The sequence below is a fragment of the Streptomyces sp. SS7 genome (assembly GCF_037993025.1).
Lineage (GTDB): Bacteria > Actinomycetota > Actinomycetes > Streptomycetales > Streptomycetaceae > Streptomyces.
The window spans coordinates 2,289,122-2,307,690 of the sequence record NZ_CP141223.1 but is presented as its reverse complement, the minus strand read 5'-3'; the positions used below and the strand labels follow the sequence as shown (position 1 = coordinate 2,307,690).

At 70.2% G+C, this 18,569-nt stretch carries 15 protein-coding genes; 11 read left to right on the top strand and 4 right to left on the bottom strand.

Translation table 11 applies throughout. From position 1 onward, the window contains the following. Positions 1-258: 258 nt before the first annotated feature. The 3 genes from U5640_RS10315 to U5640_RS10305 all read left to right on the top strand — a co-directional run bounded on the left by U5640_RS10315 (position 259) and on the right by U5640_RS10305 (position 5,105). A complete protein-coding gene (locus U5640_RS10315; RefSeq protein ID WP_340375500.1) occupies positions 259-2,208 on the top strand; it encodes an IucA/IucC family protein in 1,950 nt (649 codons plus the stop codon). 64 nt (positions 2,209-2,272) lie between these two features. Continuing rightward, positions 2,273-2,875: a GNAT family N-acetyltransferase gene (locus U5640_RS10310; RefSeq protein ID WP_340385033.1), complete on the top strand. Its 603-nt coding sequence runs from the start codon at positions 2,273-2,275 to the stop codon at positions 2,873-2,875. A 247-nt stretch (positions 2,876-3,122) separates the two neighbouring features. Continuing rightward, positions 3,123-5,105: an ATP-dependent DNA helicase gene (locus tag U5640_RS10305; protein WP_340375499.1), complete on the top strand. Its 1,983-nt coding sequence runs from the start codon at positions 3,123-3,125 to the stop codon at positions 5,103-5,105. Between the two features lie 85 nt (positions 5,106-5,190). Here the strand turns inward: U5640_RS10305 and lexA are convergent, their stop codons facing one another. Continuing rightward, positions 5,191-5,970, bottom strand: a complete 780-nt coding sequence (gene lexA / locus U5640_RS10300) for a transcriptional repressor LexA (protein WP_340375498.1) — start codon at positions 5,968-5,970, stop codon at positions 5,191-5,193. 583 nt (positions 5,971-6,553) lie between these two features. On the opposite strand from lexA, the gene nrdR reads away from it, so the two are divergent. Together nrdR and U5640_RS10290 are read left to right on the top strand one after the other, a co-directional pair. Beyond that, positions 6,554-7,123: a transcriptional regulator NrdR gene (gene nrdR, locus U5640_RS10295; RefSeq protein WP_067247497.1), complete on the top strand. Its 570-nt coding sequence runs from the start codon at positions 6,554-6,556 to the stop codon at positions 7,121-7,123. A gap of 164 nt (positions 7,124-7,287) precedes the next feature. Then, entirely contained in the window at positions 7,288-10,191 is a 2,904-nt protein-coding gene (locus U5640_RS10290; protein ID WP_340375497.1) for a vitamin B12-dependent ribonucleotide reductase, read from the top strand. 105 nt (positions 10,192-10,296) lie between these two features. Here the strand turns inward: U5640_RS10290 and U5640_RS10285 are convergent, their stop codons facing one another. Continuing rightward, on the bottom strand, positions 10,297-10,827 hold the full coding sequence (locus U5640_RS10285) for a TerD family protein (protein WP_340375496.1): 531 nt from the start codon (positions 10,825-10,827) through the stop codon (positions 10,297-10,299). Positions 10,828-10,980: 153 nt separating this feature from the next. Here U5640_RS10285 and U5640_RS10280 point away from each other — a divergent pair, with 153 nt between their 5' ends. The 3 genes from U5640_RS10280 to U5640_RS10270 all read left to right on the top strand — a co-directional run bounded on the left by U5640_RS10280 (position 10,981) and on the right by U5640_RS10270 (position 13,293). Then, positions 10,981-11,586 (top strand): YdbC family protein, encoded by a 606-nt coding sequence (locus U5640_RS10280; protein WP_340375495.1) that lies wholly within the window; start codon positions 10,981-10,983, stop codon positions 11,584-11,586. A 129-nt stretch (positions 11,587-11,715) separates the two neighbouring features. Beyond that, positions 11,716-12,375, top strand: a complete 660-nt coding sequence (locus tag U5640_RS10275) for a histidine phosphatase family protein (RefSeq protein WP_340375494.1) — start codon at positions 11,716-11,718, stop codon at positions 12,373-12,375. Positions 12,376-12,387: 12 nt separating this feature from the next. Continuing rightward, positions 12,388-13,293 carry an ADP-ribosylglycohydrolase family protein gene (locus U5640_RS10270; RefSeq protein ID WP_340375493.1) on the top strand — a complete coding sequence of 302 codons (906 nt, stop codon included), beginning with the start codon at positions 12,388-12,390 and terminating at the stop codon, positions 13,291-13,293. A 340-nt stretch (positions 13,294-13,633) separates the two neighbouring features. Here U5640_RS10270 and U5640_RS10265 read toward each other — a convergent pair whose 3' ends face one another. Continuing rightward, complete coding sequence (locus tag U5640_RS10265) at positions 13,634-15,181, bottom strand: MFS transporter (protein ID WP_340375492.1); 1,548 nt, start codon at positions 15,179-15,181, stop codon at positions 13,634-13,636. 190 nt (positions 15,182-15,371) lie between these two features. On the opposite strand from U5640_RS10265, the gene U5640_RS10260 reads away from it, so the two are divergent. From U5640_RS10260 to U5640_RS10250, 3 genes are all read left to right on the top strand, one after another. Then, on the top strand, positions 15,372-15,995 hold the full coding sequence (locus tag U5640_RS10260; protein WP_340375491.1) for a TetR/AcrR family transcriptional regulator: 624 nt from the start codon (positions 15,372-15,374) through the stop codon (positions 15,993-15,995). A 93-nt stretch (positions 15,996-16,088) separates the two neighbouring features. Continuing rightward, positions 16,089-16,790, top strand: coding sequence for a ribonuclease HII (locus U5640_RS10255; protein WP_340375490.1), 702 nt, complete (start codon positions 16,089-16,091; stop codon positions 16,788-16,790). A 68-nt stretch (positions 16,791-16,858) separates the two neighbouring features. After that, positions 16,859-17,479 carry a hypothetical protein gene (locus U5640_RS10250; RefSeq protein WP_340375489.1) on the top strand — a complete coding sequence of 207 codons (621 nt, stop codon included), beginning with the start codon at positions 16,859-16,861 and terminating at the stop codon, positions 17,477-17,479. A gap of 372 nt (positions 17,480-17,851) precedes the next feature. Here the strand turns inward: U5640_RS10250 and U5640_RS10245 are convergent, their stop codons facing one another. After that, entirely contained in the window at positions 17,852-18,472 is a 621-nt protein-coding gene (locus U5640_RS10245; RefSeq protein WP_340375488.1) for a hypothetical protein, read from the bottom strand. Positions 18,473-18,569 lie beyond the last annotated feature (97 nt).

Here is an 18,569-nt window from a genome sequence, read left to right as displayed (position 1 = left end):
CACGCCGCCGGTTACGCCGGCCCCACCCGACGAGGAACGCCCGTGAACGACTTCCCCGAGCCCACCCGCTCTTCCGGTCCCACCACCGCTGTTTCCGTCCCATCAGCGTCCACCTCCTCCGTTACGTCGACCGATGTCACCCCGAACGGGTCCGTCCCTCCCCAGCAGCGTCAGACCGCCCCCGCCGCACCGAGGCCTTTCGTCCCTGCTCACCCCCTCGATCACCTCGACCCGCACACCGCGGCCCAGGCGGCGGCCGTGGAGAGCCTGCTGCGCTGCTGGGTGCGCGAGGCAGGCCTGGCCGCCCCCGCCGAAGGCATCCTCCAAGTGCCGCTCCCCGCCAGCGGCACCGCCCTGCTCACCCCCGTCCACCACTGGTCCCCCACCGGCTGGCACCGTTTCGGTCTCCCACGCCTCGCCGACGCCCCCGAGCAGTCCCCACCCGTGGACGCCGTCACACTCGCCGCGCTCCTCTCCCGAGAGACGCCGGGGACTTCAGCGATCCCCGCAACGCCAGCGATGCCCGCGACGCCGGCGATCCCCGCACCGCCAGCGAATCCTCAGACTCCCGAGACGTCGGCGACACACGAGCCGCTCGCGGCATCCGCACAAACCGGGACCCCCGATGCGCCCCGGCCGCTCGGACCAGTCGATGCGCCCGCCCTGCCCGACGCGGCCGAGACGCCCGCCTCATCCCCACCGGTCGGCCACGGCCTCGACCAGGTCGCCCTGGTGGCCCGCGTCGCGGACTCCGTCCGCCGGACGGCCGACTTCATCCGCGAGCGCCGAAAGCACCCCGCCGACGGCCCCGACCTGTTCCTCGCGGCCGAACAGGCCCTGCTCCTCGGCCACCCTCTGCACCCCACCCCGAAGAGCCGCGAAGGCCTCTCCGACGCGGAGACACGGCTGTACTCACCCGAGTTGCGCGGCTCCTTCCTGCTTCACTGGCTGGCTGTCGCACCCTCCGTGCTGGCTGCCGACTCAGCGTGGACGGAAAGCGGGCGTACCGTCCCCGCGGACCGGCTGACGTCCCGACTCGCCGACACCGGACTGCCGTTGCCCGTCCGCCGTACGCTGCCCGACGGCTACGCCCTCCTGCCGATGCACCCCTGGCAACGGCACGAGGTCGGTCACCGCCCCGATGTCGCCGCCCTGTTCGCAAGCGGACTGCTCCGGGACCTCGGCCCGCTCGGCAGTCCCTGGCATCCCACCTCCTCCCTGCGCACCGTCTACCGGTCCGCCGCCCCGGCGATGCTCAAGACGTCGCTCGGTCTGCACATCACCAACTCCCGTCGGGAGAACCTGCGCAAGGAACTCCATCGCGGCGTCGAAGTCCACCGCCTCCTGCGCGCCGGACTCTCCCGGCGGTGGCAGGCGGCCCACCCGGGCTTCGACATCGTCCGCGACCCCGCCTGGCTGGCCGTCGACGGGAGCGACGGTCACCCGGTGCCGGGGCTGGACGTGGTGATCCGCCACAACCCCTTCAAGCCCGCGGACGACGTCTCCTGTGTGGCCGGCCTGGTTTCGCCCCGGCCGTCCCCCCGCGTCGCCGGGGGCTTCAGCCCGGCCACGGACGCGCGACCCGAACAGCGCTCCCGGCTGGCCGAGGTCGTGACCCGGCTCGCAACCCGGACGGGGCGCCCGCTCGCCACCGTCGCCGTCGAGTGGTTCCTGCGCTATCTGGAACACGTCGTGCGCCCGGTGCTCTGGCTCGACGGGGAAGCGGGCATCGCCCTGGAGGCCCACCAGCAGAACACGCTCCTCCTGCTGGACCCCGACGGCTGGCCCACGGGCGGCCGGTACCGCGACAACCAGGGCTACTACTTCCGCGACTCCCGCCGCGCGGAACTCGAAGCCCGGCTGCCCGGTATCGGCGAGCACAGCGACACCTTCGTCTCCGACGCCGTCACCGACGAGCGCTTCGCCTACTACCTGGGTATCAACAACGTCCTCGGGCTCGTCGGAGCCTTCGGCTCACAGCGTCTTGCCGGTGAACATCTGCTGCTCGCCGCCTTCCGCCGCTTCCTCACCACCGCGGCCTGCGGCCCCGACCGGTCCCGCAGCTCGCTGCCCGCCCGCCTCCTCGACTCACCCGTGCTGCGCTGCAAGGCCAACCTGCTGACCCGGCTGCACGGCATGGACGAACTCGTGGGCCCCGTGGACACCCAGTCCGTGTACGTCACCATCGCCAACCCCCTGCACTCCTGAACCGTCCGCCTACGCGACATCGCCCCCCTTCGACCCTGCTGAGAGGAGCCCCGACGTGCCCCCCATCGGCCCGCTCGCCGTCGCCGGCGCCGCGCCCACAGCTCTGCTCGGCCGGCCGGATGGCTGGGGACCCACCCCCACACCCGCAGGCGCCTTCCATCTGATCCCCGTACAGGTCGACCGGGACCTGTCCCGCATCGGCCGGTGGATGAACGAGCCCGCGGTCGCCGCCTTCTGGGAGCTGGCGGGACCCCGGACCGTGACCGAACGGCACCTTCGCCGCCAGCTCACCGAGGGCCACAGCCTTCCGTGCCTCGGTCTGCTGGAAGGCGCACCGATGAGTTACTGGGAGATCTACCGGGCCGATCTCGACCCGCTGGCCCGCCACTACCCGGCCCGGCCTCACGACACTGGTATCCATCTCCTCATCGCAGGCCCGGACACCCGTGGGCGTGGACTCGGCGGACTGCTGCTCAGGGCCGTCGCCGACCTCCTGTTCGACAGCAGGCCCGCCTGCTCACGCGTCGTAGCTGAACCCGATCTCCGCAACACCCCCTCCATCGCCGCCTTCCTTCGTGCCGGTTTCCGCTTCTGCGCCGAGCTCGACCTGCCCGCGAAGCGGGCCGGCCTCATGGTCAGGGACAGACACCTCCGAGAGGTTCTGTGACTGTCAGTAATCGTCCTGTCACCCATGCAACGGCTCGGGATTCCAGCCGGTTCCCACCCGCCCCGAGAATCTCCGAGGATTTTTTCTCCGCCTGCCGATGTCTCCCCAGGCCCTTTCCCGACCCTTTCCCGTCCCGAATCCGAGAAGTCCGCACCGTGAACCGCTTACCGCTTCCCTCGCTGTCGTCCCCGCCGACCACCTGCGCGATCACCCGTTTGTCAGTGCCGAGCCGTAGGGTGGTCGCGCTATGACGAAGCCCTCACTTCCCGAACTCCTCCATGCCGCCGTCGCCGCTGTCGGCGGTACGGAGCGCCCCGGCCAGGTGGCCATGGCCGAAGCCGTCGCGGAGGCGATCGACGACGGATCCCACCTGCTGGTCCAGGCCGGCACCGGCACCGGCAAGTCGCTGGGCTACCTGGTGCCCGCGCTCGCGCACGGGGAGCGGGTCGTGGTCGCGACCGCCACCCTGGCCCTGCAGCGCCAGCTGGTCGAGCGCGACCTGCCGCGCACGGTCGACGCGCTGCACCCGCTGCTGCGCAGGCGCCCCGAGTTCGCCATGCTGAAGGGCCGCTCCAACTACCTGTGCCTGCACCGGCTGCACGAGGGAGTGCCGCAGGACGAGGAGGAGGGCCTCTTCGACCAGTTCGAGGCGGCCGCGCCCAGCAGCAAGCTGGGCCAGGACCTGCTGCGGCTGCGGGACTGGTCGGACGAGACGGAGTCGGGCGACCGGGACGACCTCACCCCGGGCGTGTCCGACCGCGCCTGGGCCCAGGTGTCGGTGTCCTCACGGGAATGCCTCGGCGCGACGAAGTGCGCCTACGGCGCCGAGTGCTTCGCCGAGATGGCCCGTGAGCGCGCCAAGCTGGCCGAGGTCGTCGTCACCAACCACGCGCTGCTGGCCATCGACGCCATCGAAGGCGCCCCGGTCCTCCCGCAGCACGAGGTGCTGATCGTCGACGAGGCACACGAACTGGTGTCGAGGGTCACCGGCGTCGCCACCGGCGAGCTCACACCCGGCCAGGTCAACCGGGCCGTGCGCCGGGCCGCGAAGCTGGTCGACGAGAAGGTGGCCGACCAGCTCCAGACCGCCGCGGAGGGCTTCGAGCGCCTGATGGAGCTGGCCCTGCCGGGCCGCCTGGAGGAGATCCCGGAGGACCTCAACTACGCCCTGATGGCCCTGCGCGACGCCGCGCGCGCCGTCATCTCCGCCATCGGCGCCACCCGTGACCGGTCCGTCCAGGACGAGGACGCCGTCCGCAAGCAGGCGCTCGCCTCCGTGGAGAGCGTGCACGACGTGGCGGAGCGGATCGTGGCCGGCTCGGAGTACGACGTCGTCTGGTACGAACGGCACGACCGCTTCGGAGCCTCCCTGCGCGTCGCCCCCATGTCCGTGTCGGGCCTGCTGCGGGAGAAGCTCTTCGCCGACCGCTCCGTGACCCTGGCCTCGGCGACGCTGAAGCTCGGCGGCGACTTCAACGGAGTGGGCGCTTCCCTGGGACTCGCGCCGGAGGGCATGGAAGGAGACGACCTTCCTCCGTGGAAGGGGATCGACGTGGGGTCGCCCTTCGACTACCGCAAGCAGGGAATCCTGTACGTCGCCAAGCATCTGTCGCGCCCCGCGCGGGACGGCGATCGTGCGGACATGCTGGACGAGCTGACCGAACTGATCCAGGCGGCCGGTGGACGGACGCTGGGCCTCTTCTCCTCGATGCGCGCCGCACAGCTCGCGGCCGAGGAGCTGCGGGGGCGCATCCCCGAGTTCCCGATCCTGCTCCAGGGAGAGGAGACCCTGGGTGAGCTGATCAAGAACTTCGCGGCGGACCCGAAGACATGTCTGTTCGGGACGCTGTCGCTCTGGCAGGGCGTCGACGTGCCCGGGGCGAGCTGCCAGCTCGTGGTCATGGACAAGATCCCGTTCCCGCGTCCGGACGACCCGCTGATGAGCGCCCGCCAGAAAGCGGTGGAGGACGCCGGAGGCAACGGCTTCATGGCCGTGGCCGCCACACACGCGGCGCTGCTGATGGCCCAGGGGGCCGGCCGTCTGGTCCGCGCGTCGGGGGACCGGGGCGTGGTGGCCGTACTGGATCAGCGACTGGCGACGGCCCGCTACGGGAGCTACCTCAAGGCCTCCCTGCCGGACTTCTGGTACACCACGGACCGCAACCAGGTCCGGAAGTCGCTCGCGGCGATCGACGCGATGGCACGGCAGACCGAGGCCGAGCAGGCGTAGGGGAACAGCACAGGGCCCCGGAACCGGCGCAGGGATCCCGGGGCCCAGTCAGGGGGGGCGGAGGAGGTGAGGCCGCCCGCCGTGCTCAGACGCGGCGGAGAACCGCCACCACCTTGCCGAGGATGGTCGCGTCGTCGCCGGGGATCGGCTCGTACGCGGCGTTGTGCGGGAGCAGCCACACATGGCCGTCCTCGCGCTTGAAGCGCTTCACGGTGGCCTCACCGTCGAGCATGGCCGCCACGATGTCGCCGTTCTCGGCGACGGGCTGGCGCCGCACGGTGACCCAGTCGCCGTCGCAGATGGCTGCCTCGATCATGGAGTCGCCGACGACCTTCAGCACGAACAGCTCACCGTCGCCGACGAGCTGCCGGGGGAGCGGGAACACGTCCTCGACGGACTCCTCGGCGAGGATCGGGCCACCGGCGGCGATCCGGCCCACCAGGGGGACGTACGACGCGGCGGGCTTGCCGGTGGTGTCCGTGGGCTGTACGGAGACGGCCTGGTCGGAACCGCGGACCTCGTACGCGCGCGGGCGGTGCGGGTCGCGGCGCAGGAAGCCCTTGCGCTCCAGCGCCATCAGCTGGTGCGCCACCGAGGACGTGCTGGACAGGCCGACGGCCTGTCCGATCTCCCGCATGGACGGCGGGTAGCCACGCCGCTGTACCGAGTCCCGGATGACCTCGATCACTCGGCGCTGCCGGTCGGTCAGGCCCGAGCTGTCCGCCCGGATGCCTGGAGGTCGGCCCGGCAGGGAGCGCTTGTGCCCCTCCGGGTTCACGGCTTCGTTCATCGCATGCACCGGCTCGAGTCGGCCCTGGGAGCGGTCCTGGGCGGTGATGGTGGCGCTGTCTGCGGTGGTGGTCACGTCGTCGGCCCCTCTCGGTTGTCTCCCTGCTGCACAACGGTAGTTGCTTTCGAAAGGTTGCGCCAAACACACGTTCGAGTGAAAAAGTGTGGATAGCCTGACTTGATCATGTGTCTGGGTGTATAGCCAACGTGATGACCGGCGGATGGAAGGGTCCGTTGTTGTACTGTTCACCGCCGGGGGCGCCCCGGAGCGGTGCCGCCCCAGTTTGCCATCAGCTCCCCGCGGTCGACGGACCGCTCCCGCATGTGCGCGAGAGTCCCTCGGGTGCTCACCGCCGTGCCCACGATATCGCCGTACGCGCCGCGCGGACATGCTTGTCCACGCGCGCGTGGGGGCGCGTTTCGGGTGCTCGCCGTGACGGCGGGAACGCGTGGGGTGAAGGGTTCGGCCGCGACACGCGACACGGCCTGGCTGAATGGTCCAAGCCCCATATCTAGTGCTTGGATGTCATCAGCGGCCCACAAGTTGTGTTGCCCATGGTCTTCGCATCCACGAGGATCGCCTATGCTTGGGGCTGCTTCGAGGGGCCCGTGAGGCCCGGCGAGGCCATTGAGTCTGCTGTGAGGAGGGTTGGGACTTCATGCACTGCCCCTTCTGCAGGCACCCCGACAGCCGTGTCGTCGACAGCCGTACGACGGACGACGGCACGTCGATCCGCAGGCGCCGCCAGTGCCCTGACTGCTCCCGTCGTTTCACGACCGTGGAGACGTGCTCGCTCATGGTGGTGAAGCGGTCCGGAGTCACCGAGCCGTTCAGCCGCACCAAGGTCATCAACGGCGTGCGCAAGGCATGTCAGGGGCGGCCGGTCACCGAGGACGCGCTCGCCCAGCTCGGCCAGCGGGTCGAGGAGGCGGTGCGGGCCACCGGGAGCGCCGAGCTGACCACCCACGACGTGGGCCTGGCCATACTCGGCCCGTTGCAGGAACTCGACCTCGTCGCCTACCTGCGGTTCGCCTCGGTCTACCGGGCCTTCGACTCGCTCGAGGACTTCGAGGCCGCGATCGCGGAACTCAGGGACCAGACCGGACGCCCCGGCGCGGACGACGACGACCGCGAAGGCGACCCGGACGCTGTCGTGGGGGGCCAGGAGGACGACGGCGGGCGCGGAGGGACCACGCGGGTCCCCGAGCCCGCCCACGCCGCCGACTGACCCGGCGGACCGGAACCGGGCGGAGACCCCGGATCCGGTCGGGCGGCGGCGGACCAAGACTTGCTGCGGACCAGGCGCATCGACGTCCGCAGCACCAGACACCACACCGTGCCACGGGAACATCGTGGCATTTCAGGGCGTTTTTGCCTGTACAGGGAGGCGGCATGACAGAGACGGCGAGCGGTCCGGCACGAGGGTCCCGCGCGAAGGGCGCGAAGACCACCAAGGGCCTGCGTATCGAGCGCATCCACACCACCCCCGGCGTGCACCCGTACGACGAGGTGGTCTGGGAGCGTCGTGACGTCGTCATGACCAACTGGCGCGACGGCTCGGTCAATTTCGAGCAGCGTGGCGTCGAGTTCCCCGACTTCTGGTCGGTGAACGCGGTCAACATCGTCACCAGCAAGTACTTCCGCGGTGCCGTCGGCACCCCGCAGCGCGAGGTCAGCCTCAAGCAGCTGATCGACCGCATCGTGAAGACGTACTCGAAGGCCGGCGAGGACCACAAGTACTTCGCCTCCGCCGCCGACGTCGAGATCTTCGAGCACGAGCTGGCCTACGCCCTGCTGCACCAGATCTTCAGCTTCAACAGCCCCGTCTGGTTCAACGTGGGCACCCCGCAGCCCCAGCAGGTCTCCGCCTGCTTCATCCTGGCCGTCGACGACTCCATGGAGTCGATCCTCGACTGGTACAAGGAAGAGGGCATGATCTTCAAGGGCGGCTCCGGCGCCGGCCTGAACCTCTCCCGCATCCGCTCCTCCAAGGAGCTGCTGTCCTCCGGCGGCAACGCCTCCGGCCCGGTCTCCTTCATGCGTGGCGCCGACGCCTCCGCCGGCACCATCAAGTCCGGTGGCGCCACCCGTCGCGCCGCCAAGATGGTCGTCCTCGACGTCGACCACCCGGACATCGAGGACTTCATCGAGACCAAGGTCAAGGAAGAGGAGAAGATCCGCGTCCTGCGCGACGCGGGCTTCGACATGGACCTGGGCGGCGACGACATCACGTCCGTCCAGTACCAGAACGCCAACAACTCGGTCCGGGTGAACGACGAGTTCATGCAGGCCGTCGAGCAGGGCGGCAAGTTCGGCCTGCGCGCCCGGATGACCGGCGAGGTCATCGAGGAGGTCGACGCCAAGGCGCTCTTCCGCCGGATCGCCGAGGCCGCCTGGGCCTGCGCCGACCCCGGCATCCAGTACGACGGCGTCATCAACAACTGGCACACCTGCCCCGAGTCCGGCCGGATCACCGCGTCGAACCCGTGCAGCGAGTACATGCACCTGGACAACACGTCCTGCAACCTCGCCTCGCTGAACCTGATGAAGTTCCTCAAGGACGACGGCCAGGGCACCCAGTCCTTCGAGGCCGAGCGCTTCCAGAAGGTCGTCGAGCTCGTCATCACCGCGATGGACATCTCCATCTGCTTCGCCGACTTCCCCACCCAGAAGATCGGCGAGAACACGCGCGCGTTCCGCCAGCTCGGCATCGGCTACGCCAACCTCGGCGCCCTGCTGATGGCCACCGGCCACGCCTACGACTCCGACGGCGGCCGCGCCCTCGCCGGCGCCATCACCTCCCTGATGACCGGCACGGCCTACCGCCGCTCCGCCGAACTGGCCTCGGTCGTCGGCCCGTACGACGGCTACGCCCGCAACGCCGACGCCCACAACCGCGTCATGAAGCAGCACGCCGACGCCAACGGCACGGCCGTCCGCATGGACGACCTCGACACCCCGGTCTGGGCCGCCGCCACCGAGGCCTGGCAGGACGTACTGCGTCTCGGCGAGAAGAACGGCTTCCGTAACTCCCAGGCGTCCGTGCTCGCCCCGACCGGCACGATCGGCCTCGCGATGTCCTGCGACACCACCGGTGTCGAGCCCGACCTCGCCCTGGTCAAGTTCAAGAAGCTGGTCGGCGGCGGCTCGATGCAGATCGTCAACGGCACCGTCCCGCAGGCCCTGCGCCGCCTGGGTTACCAGGAGGAGCAGATCGAGGCGATCGTCGCCCACATCGCCGAGAACGGCAACGTGATCGACGCCCCCGGTCTCAAGCAGGAGCACTACGAGGTGTTCGACTGCGCCATGGGCGAGCGCGCCATCTCCCCGATGGGCCACGTCCGCATGATGGCCGCCATCCAGCCCTGGATCTCCGGCGCCATCTCCAAGACGGTCAACATGCCGGAGACGGCGACCGTCGAGGAGGTCGAGGAGATCTACTTCGAGGCCTGGAAGCTCGGCGTCAAGGCGCTCGCGATCTACCGTGACAACTGCAAGGTCGGCCAGCCCCTCTCCGCGAAGACGAAGGACAGCAAGGAGCAGGAGACCGCCGAGATCACGGAGAAGGCCGAGGACACGATCCGCACCGCGGTCGAGAAGGTCGTCGAGTACCGCCCGGTCCGCAAGCGTCTCCCCAAGGGCCGTCCCGGCATCACCACCTCCTTCACGGTCGGTGGCGCCGAGGGCTACATGACGGCCAACTCCTACCCTGACGACGGCCTTGGTGAGGTCTTCCTGAAGATGTCCAAGCAGGGTTCGACCCTCGCCGGCATGATGGACGCCTTCTCCATCGCCGTCTCGGTGGGCCTGCAGTACGGCGTCCCGCTCGAGACGTACGTCTCGAAGTTCACCAACATGCGCTTCGAGCCGGCCGGTATGACGGACGACCCGGACGTGCGGATGGCGCAGTCGATCGTCGACTACATCTTCCGCCGCCTGGCGCTCGACTTCCTGCCCTTCGAGACGCGCTCCGCGCTCGGCATCCACTCCGCCGAGGAGCGCCAGCGCCACCTGGAGACCGGTTCCTACGAGCCGACCGAGGAGGACGTCGACGTCGAAGGTCTGGCCCAGTCGGCCCCGCGCCAGACGGACCTGAAGGCCGTCGCGACCCCGCAGGCCGCCGCCGAGGCGGTCAAGCCCGCTCCGAAGCAGGCCCACACCAGCGCCGAGCTGGTGGAGATGCAGCTGGGCATCCAGGCCGACGCCCCGCTCTGCTTCTCCTGCGGTACGAAGATGCAGCGCGCCGGGTCCTGCTACATCTGCGAGGGCTGCGGCTCGACCAGCGGCTGCAGCTGATCCCCGCCGTTCCGGCCAGGTCCCCGCGATCTGGCAAGGGCGGTGGAGCCGGTCCTCGGCTCCACCGCCCTCGGTGTTTCTCGCCGCGCGACCGCGGCGTCCGGATCAGGGCCGGCGCACCTCGCCCATGACCCTGGTGAACGTCGCCGGGTCGTCCTCGAACCCCTGGACCCCCTGGTGGAACGTCCAGCCGTCGGCCTCGCGCACGAACTCCCCGACGGTCGCCGCCGTCGCGCCGAGCACGTCACCGAACTCGTCCTCGTCCAGAACCGTGTAGCCCTCCCGGATCCGGAAGGCGGGGTTGAGGACGCTGACGAAGGTGCGGTGCGCCGGCTGCTGCTGGATGACGACACCGACCACCACGCGCGCGTACCGCGCGTCCAGCCGCTCGAGCTCCAGCGTCATGACCTCGTCCCAGCCGAACCCCTTGCCGTCCTTGCTGTCGCGGTTGAGATAGATCGTGCCGTCCGGCGAGCGGCTGTCGAAGTGCACCACATAGGCGGGTGCCCCGGACGGATCGCTCGCGAGGTACGTCGCGGCGACGATGTCCAGATCGGTGGCGGGCTGCCCCGCCGGACTCGGGTCCCACTTCAGCGACAGCTCGATCTTGCGGAGCCCCTTGTTGATGCCGCTCACGGACTTCCCTCCCCGTTCACCGTCCGACCTTGCCCTGAAGTCCCCGATCATCAGGGCCGGTTGTCCATCCTGCCACGCGCGCGTGGCTCACGGCATGGCTGCTCTGCGCCAGAGAGTGACCGACGCCACGCCCTGTGGCCTTACCATGGCGCGGTGCTGGTCAAGTGGATTCGCTGCACCGTGGTGGACCGCCGCGGTTTCGAACGGGGACAGCGAAAGTGGGCGGGGCTTCTGGGGGAGCCGGGATTTCGGGGACAGGGCGGGGGCTGGAGCAGGAGCCGGCCCTCGGTCGCGCATGTCTTCGCCTTCTGGGAGAGCCGTGCCTTCTACGACTCCTTCATGGCGCGCTCCCACGACCGGCTGGCCGCGGCCCAGGCAGGCACCTTCAAGGACGCCCAGGTCCGCCTGTTCGACCACCGCTTCGACGTGAAGACCGGCTTCGAGCCCCGCTTCACCGACTCCGACCTGCTGCGCGTGGCGCTGTGCAGGGTCCATGAGGAGCGCGCCGAACACTTCACCCTCATGCAGGAGAAGGTGTGGAATCCGGCGATGGCCGGCTCGCCCGGCATGATCCGCGGGCTGTTCGCCGAGGCGCCCGGCCACGAGTTCATGGTCCTGTCGATGTGGCGTTCCGAGGCCGAGCACGGAAAGTACCGCACCGAACGCGTGGAGCGGCTCGCCCTGCGCGCCCAGACGGAGGCGGACATCGCCGCCCTCACCGGTGACATCGTCGAACTGGAGCCGACCTGGACCGTCTGAGCGCTCATCCTGACCGCTTGTGGGGGAAGGTGTGCACTTTGTGACGCATGAGGCCCGCTGCGTGTGACCTACGCCGTATGGGCGCCGTACGAGTATTCGATCTGCCGCATCCCGATCTAGGGTTTTGGCATGGCACGACCACGGCGCATCGTCCTTGTCCGGCACGGGGAATCAACGGGCAATGTTGATGACACCGTCTACGAGCGTGAACCCGACCATGCGCTGGCCCTCACCGACCGGGGCCGGCGACAGGCCGAGGAGACCGGCAAAAGGCTCCGGGAGGTGCTCGGCGACGAGCCCGTCAGTGTGTACGTCTCCCCCTACCGCCGCACCCACGAGACCCTTCAGGCCTTCCATCTCGATCCCGACCGCATCAGGGTGCGCGAGGAGCCCCGGCTGCGCGAGCAGGACTGGGGGAACTGGCAGGACCGTGACGACGTACGGCTGCAGAAGGCCTACCGGGACGCCTACGGGCACTTCTTCTACCGCTTCGCCCAGGGGGAGAGCGGAGCCGATGTGTACGACCGGGTCGGCGGCTTCCTGGAGAGCCTGTTCCGCAGCTTCGAGGCCCCCGACCATCCGCCGAACGTGCTCATCGTGACCCACGGCCTCGCCATGCGGCTGTTCTGCATGCGCTGGTTCCACTGGACGGTCGCCGAATTCGAGTCGCTGTCGAACCCGGGGAACGCCGAGATGCGCATGCTCGTCCTCGGGGACGACGGCAAGTACACCCTTGACCGGCCCTTCGACCGGTGGCGAGATCCTGAGCCGTACGGGGTCACCGGATAGAGTGGCAGGGCGATGACCGCTGACTCCTCTTCCGACGGGCGCCTGGAGCGCGCCCTCGCCAGTCTGCGCGGCCTCGCGGTGGGCGACGCGCTCGGGTCCCAGTTCTTCGTACCCGCGAACTACCCGCTGCTGAAGGAACGCGCCCTGCCGCCCGGCCCCTGGCAATGGACCGACGACACCGAGATGGCCTGTTCGGTGGTGGCCGTCCTGGCCTCCCACGACCGTATCGACCAGGACGCCCTGGCCCGCTCCTTCGCGGAGCACCACGACTTCGACCGAGGCTACGGCCCCGCGGTCAACCGCCTGCTGCGGCTGGTCCGGGAGGGCGCCGACTGGCGCGAACTGTCGGCGGCCCTGTTCAAGGGGCAGGGGTCCTGGGGCAACGGCGCAGCGATGCGGATCGCTCCTCTGGGGGCCTGGTACGCGGACGACCCCGAGCAGGCCACCCACCAGGCGGAGATCTCCTCCTATCCCACGCATCAGCACCGGGAGGCCGTGGTCGGTGCCATGGCCGTCGCCGCGGCCGCCGCGCTGGTCGGCGCACCGGGTGGCCCGCCCGGCCCCGCGGCGCTGCTGGACGGTGTCATCGCCCTGGTCCCCAAGAGCGCGGTGGGCGCCGGTCTGCGGCGTGCCAGGGACATGCTCGACTACGACGACGCGGGTACGGTCGCGGCCGTACTGGGCTGCGGACGGCGTACGTCCGCCCATGACACCGTCCCCTTCGCGCTCTGGTCGGCCGCGCGCGCCCTCGGCGACTACGAGACGGCGTTCTGGACGACCGCGCAGGTCGGCGGGGACGTCGACACCACCTGCGCCATCGTGGGCGGCGTGCTGTCCGCCGGCAAGACCGGCATCCCTCCGGCCGCGTGGGCGGAACAGGTGGAGGCGCTTCCGGGGTGGGTCGCCGCGCCCGCCTGACCAGGTCGAGCGGCGGCGACCGCTGCGTCGGACTCGACCGTCCCAAAGCCGGATTCTCCCGCGCCGAGCCGGAAATCCTCCGCCCGGTCCGAAACTCAGCGTGTTCGCCGGGAACTCTGTGTGACCGCGGGGCGTTCTTCGGTCATCCGCCGTTCGATGTGCACAGGCCACGGGCGAGCCGCGGGCGACGGGGAGCGGTAGTTCGGGGGTGGTGGACGTGTGGTGCGTCGTGTTCGCGCGGGTGGTCGGCGCGTTGCTGCGGGTGGTCGGTGCGTCGCATACGGCCGTGGCGCCGCCTCTGCGGGGCGCGCTCGGGGCGGCGCCGGGCCGTCCGCGCGATTCACCCCGCCATGGGCCCCGCCGTCCCGGACAGGGCGTCCAGATCGCTCTTGCGGACCTTGATCACGAACCCGGCGGTGATCAGGGCCAGGCAGGCTATCGCGGCGGCCGGGACGAAGGCGGTGGAGATACCGTGCGCGAGGACCTCGTGGCCCCAGGGGGCGGGCAGCTGATGCGTCTTGGCGAACTCGGCCTTCTGCTCGGCCGTGCCGTGGGTGAGGAAGGAAGGCAGCTGTTTCTCCGCCTCGTCCTTGCCGGCCGAGCCGAAGACCGTGGTCAGGATGGCAAGACCGAGCGAACCCCCCACCTGCTGGGTGGCGTTGAGCAGTCCGGATGCGGCACCGGCCTCGTGCGGGGCGACGCCGGAGACGGCGGTGACCGTCGCCGTCACGAAGTTCAGGCCCATGCCGAAGCCGAACACCAGCATCGGGCCGAGCACTCCGCTCGGATACGAGCTGTCCGGGCTGATGAACGTCAGCCAGGAGAGCCCGGACACGACCAGCGCGGCCCCGGCGAGCATGAACGGCTTGGGGCCCAGGGTGGGCAGGAAGCGCTGCGACAGGCCGGCGCCGACCGCGATCGCGGCCGTGATGGGCAGGAAGGCGAGCCCGGCCCTGATCGGGCTGTAGCCCAGCACGTTCTGCACGAAGAGGACGATGTAGAAGAACATGCCGAACATCGCCGCCGCCAGGCTCAGCATGATCAGGTACGTGCCCGAGCGGTTGCGGTCGGCGAACATCTTCAGCGGGGTGATCGGCTCCTTGGCCCGCATCTCGGTGAACACGAAGGCCAGCAGCAGCACCAGCGCGGCGCCGAAGGCCCCGAGCGTCAGATCGTCCCGCCAGCCCTCCCCGGCGGCCCGGATGAACGCGTAGACCAGGGAGGCCATACCGGCCGTCGAGGTGACGGCGCCCGCGATGTCGAAGCGCCCCGGATGCCGCTCCGACTCGTTGATGTAGAGCGGAGTGAGCGAGGCGATCAGCATGCCGATGGGCACGTTGACGAAGAGCACCCACCGCCAGTCCAGCCACTCCGTGAGCATGCCGCCCGCGAGCAGGCCGATGGCCCCGCCGCCCGCGGAGACGGCGGCGAAGACGCCGAAGGCCCGGTTGCGTTCCGGGCCTTCGGGAAACGTGGTGGTGATGAGCGCCAGCGCGGTGGGCGAGGCGATGGCGCCTCCCATCCCCTGGAGGGCTCGCGCCGCCAGCAGTTGCCAGGGTTCCTGAGCCAGTCCGCCGAGCAGCGAGGCGAAGGTGAAGAGCAGGATTCCGGTCATGAACACGCGGCGTCGGCCGAGGATGTCCCCTGCTCGGGCGCCGAGCAGGAGCAGACCGCCGAAGGTGAGTGTGTAGGCGCTGACGACCCAGGTGAGGTCGGTCGTGCTGAACTTCAGCGCGTCTTGAATGTGCGGGAGTGCGATGTTCACAATCGTCGCGTCGAGTACCACCATGAGTTGGCAGGCTGCGATGACGGTGAGCGCGACACCGGGGTGCCCCTCCCGGCGGGCCCGCCCCGGTTTCTGGTCCTGAATCAACTGAGAGGTTGTCATCATGGGTCCCCCACAACTGCATTAGTGAACGCTGGCGTTCACGTTCACGGTAGTGAGTCCCCACTAGTGAACGCAAGCGTTCACTTTCAGGGTGTCCGTCGGCGTCGTCCCCCGCTGTCGCCGCGGCCCCGCCCCGCACCCCGTACCGCTCGGAACTCCCCGCCCCCTCTGCTCGCCTGGAGACACTCGGATGGTTACTTCGCGCTGGACGGCCGCACCTGCCCGGACGGCCTCCCCGCGGCGGCGCGGCGCCGTGCTCGAACGCGCGATCCTCGATGCCGCGTTGGAGCAACTCGGCACCGTCGGCTGGAACGGCCTCACGATGGAAGGGATCGCCGCCGGGGCCCAGACCGGAAAGGCGGCGGTCTACCGCCGCTGGCCCTCCAAGGAGGATCTCGTCGCCGACGCGCTGAGTGCCGAGCTGCCCCGGCTGGACGCGGCACCCGATCTCGGGAACGTGCGGGAGGACCTGGTGGCGCTGTGCCGGACGGCGCGGGACGCGATGTTCTCGCGCCCGGGCTTCGCGTTGCGTTCGATCATTCACGAATGCGATCCATCTCAGTCGGAGCGGTTCCGGGAACTGATCGTCCAAGGGGTCGTCGAACCGGCCGTCCGGATGCTGCATGACGTCATTACTCGGGGGATCGAGCGAGGTGAGGTGGGGGAGGGGGCCGCGAACGGTTACGTCTTCGACGCCATTCCGGCCATGATGATGTACCGATCCAAAGTGTGCGGAAGCGAATGGAGCGATCAAGAACTGGAAGAGATGATCGACGGGTTCATGCTTCCGCTGCTGCGTCCGGACCCGGCCTGACGGTGACGGAGGCGGGCCTGTCGGAGGCGGGTGGGCAGTCATGGCGAACCGGGGTGTCGCGAGGGGATCTCGGCGGCGTACGCTAAGGGCGCCATGCCGTACGAACCCCCCACCCACACCGTCGAGCGCTCCCTCCGCGCAACGACCGGAGCGAAGGTCATTGCCGGTGTCGACGAGGTGGGCCGCGGAGCCTGGGCCGGCCCTGTCACCGTCTGCGCGGCGGTCACCGGACTACGTCGCCCGCCCGCAGGTCTCACCGACTCCAAACTGCTCACCCTCAAACGGCGCACCGAGCTGGCCGAGGTGCTGCGGACCTGGGTGACGTCCTACGCCCTGGGGCACGCCTCCCCGGAGGAGATCGACGACGTGGGGATGACGGCCGCGCTGCGGCTCGCGGCGGGGCGGGCGCTGGAGGCGCTGCCGGTCCGGCCCGACGCGGTGATCCTCGACGGCAAGCACGACTACCTCGGCGCCCCCTGGCAGGTCCGCACGGTCATCAAGGGCGACCGGTCGTGTGTGGCGGTCGCGGCGGCCTCGGTGATCGCCAAGGTTCAGCGCGACAAAATGATGGCCGAACTGGGTGTCGAGCATGCACACTTCGGTTTTGCGGACAATGCCGGGTATCCGTCGCCCGTGCACAAGGCCGCACTGGAGGAGCGGGGCCCCACCCCGTACCACCGGTTGTCGTGGGCGTATCTTGATGCGCTGCCCCAGTGGCGGCACCTCAAGAAGGCCCGCAGCTGGGCGGACGGAAGCGTTCCGGAGATCGAGGGTCAGCTCGGCTTCGACTTCTGACGATTTCGCTCGCACTGATGTGCCACCCACTGGCGCCAGCCGCACCAATGTTTGATAAAAATCAGCCCATGCCTCTCATTCCCGAGGAGCCTCAGATTCACGAGAGTGCCCAGGGTCCCCGCGCCACTCCGGCCAGCGGCCGTACAGCGCCGACCCCTCGACCCGTACCCGGCCCCCGTCCCGCGGCTCCGTCGCGTCCCGGTCGTCCCGGCCCCCTCCGGCCCGCGCCGCCGGTGCAGCGCACCCCGCGTGACGCCGCCCCCAAGCCCGGGCCCTCGGCCCCGGCCGCTCCCGCTTCGGCGACTCCCCAGATCCAGCTGATCCCGGCCTCGGCCCAGGGGGCGCTGGACGCCGCCGAGGAGGCCGTGGACCTGCTCCTGGACTCGGGGCGCGCCCCAGGTGACGTACTGGTGATCACCACCGGTGAACAGCACCCCTGGGCCGTCCATGAACTGTCCTTCGGTGAGGCGTCCTACTGGGCGCAGCACGACGCCGGGGACGACGTCTTCTACACCGATGGCGCCGCCGCGGGCCGCGCGGGCGTGCGGCCCGTCGTCGTGGTCGCCGTCAACGGCGGCGCGGAGTCCGCTGCCGAGGCTCTGCCGACGGCTCGTTCCCGGGCCGGCTCGCTGCTGATCGTCTGCGGAGACCCCCAGCAGATCAACGCGGTGCTCGGCGCAGGAGTCTGAGCCGAACCGGTGGACCAGGAGGCGCCGGGGCCGGGCAAGGCCTCGCTGCCGCGGCACCTCCACGGTGTGCTTTCGCGTGCGCGGACGACGTGAGTCTCGGCGCACGCTTCGGCGCGCCCGGAACCGGCCGCCGGACGAACGTGGCCTCGCGGTAGCCCCGGTGGACGGCACAGGCTTCGCTCGGCGCCGCGCCGCACCGGGCTGGTGGTCCGCCGAGGATCAGCAGAGCACCTGGGCGGACGGCACGCGAGGACGCCTGGGGTTCCAGGGGTGGCCGGATGGCCTTTCAAAGCCGGGACCGGGCGGTGTCGTGCGCGGGTCCCACCGAAGCGAACCCGGAGCCTGCCCGGGCCGTCGTACCCCCTGATGCGCTCAGCGGGCGGCAGCGCGGCGCAGAACCTCCGACATGACCCCACCGGTACGCGGCAGGGGAGGCGGTGCCTCGGACAGGCCGAAGGGCTCCGGAGCGGATTCCGTGTTGGGGCGGCGGCCTCCGCGCCCCTCGCCGAGCACCTGCCAGCCGTCCCGGGTCAGCGTGATGTACGCCCCGCAGCGCAGCCCGTGCAGCGTGCAGGCGTCACGCAGGCCCCACATCCACGCTCCGTCCTCTTCCGTCCAGCGCGCGTCGCCCTCGCGGCAGTAGAGCAGCACCGCGGTCCGCACCGGCGTACGCCGCCGCAGGTCGTGCGGAATGACCCGGCGCAGCTGGGCGAGCAGCGCGTTTCGGAACATCCAGCCGTCAGCGGGTGCCTGACGTCGTGTGAAGGACGCGCTGGCGCAGACCCGTTCGTCGGGATCGAGCACGGCCACGATCGCGGTGGCCGGCCCGGGCCGGTGCCGCGAGTGCAGCCCGCTGACCACTTCGCGCGGGTTGCGCAGCAGAGGGATGCCGGCCGCGGACCACTCCGCGGGCTCGAGCAGACGATGGGCGGAGGCGGCGGACGTGGACGACGACAACGATGCTGTCGAGGACGGAGCGAATCCGAGGGTCACGATCCTCCCTTCGGCTACGGCCCACACTGCGGGCGGGTCGGATGGGGGGAGCGCACGCCGCAGCAGAGCCCAACCGGACTACGGGCCAGCCGTGCGG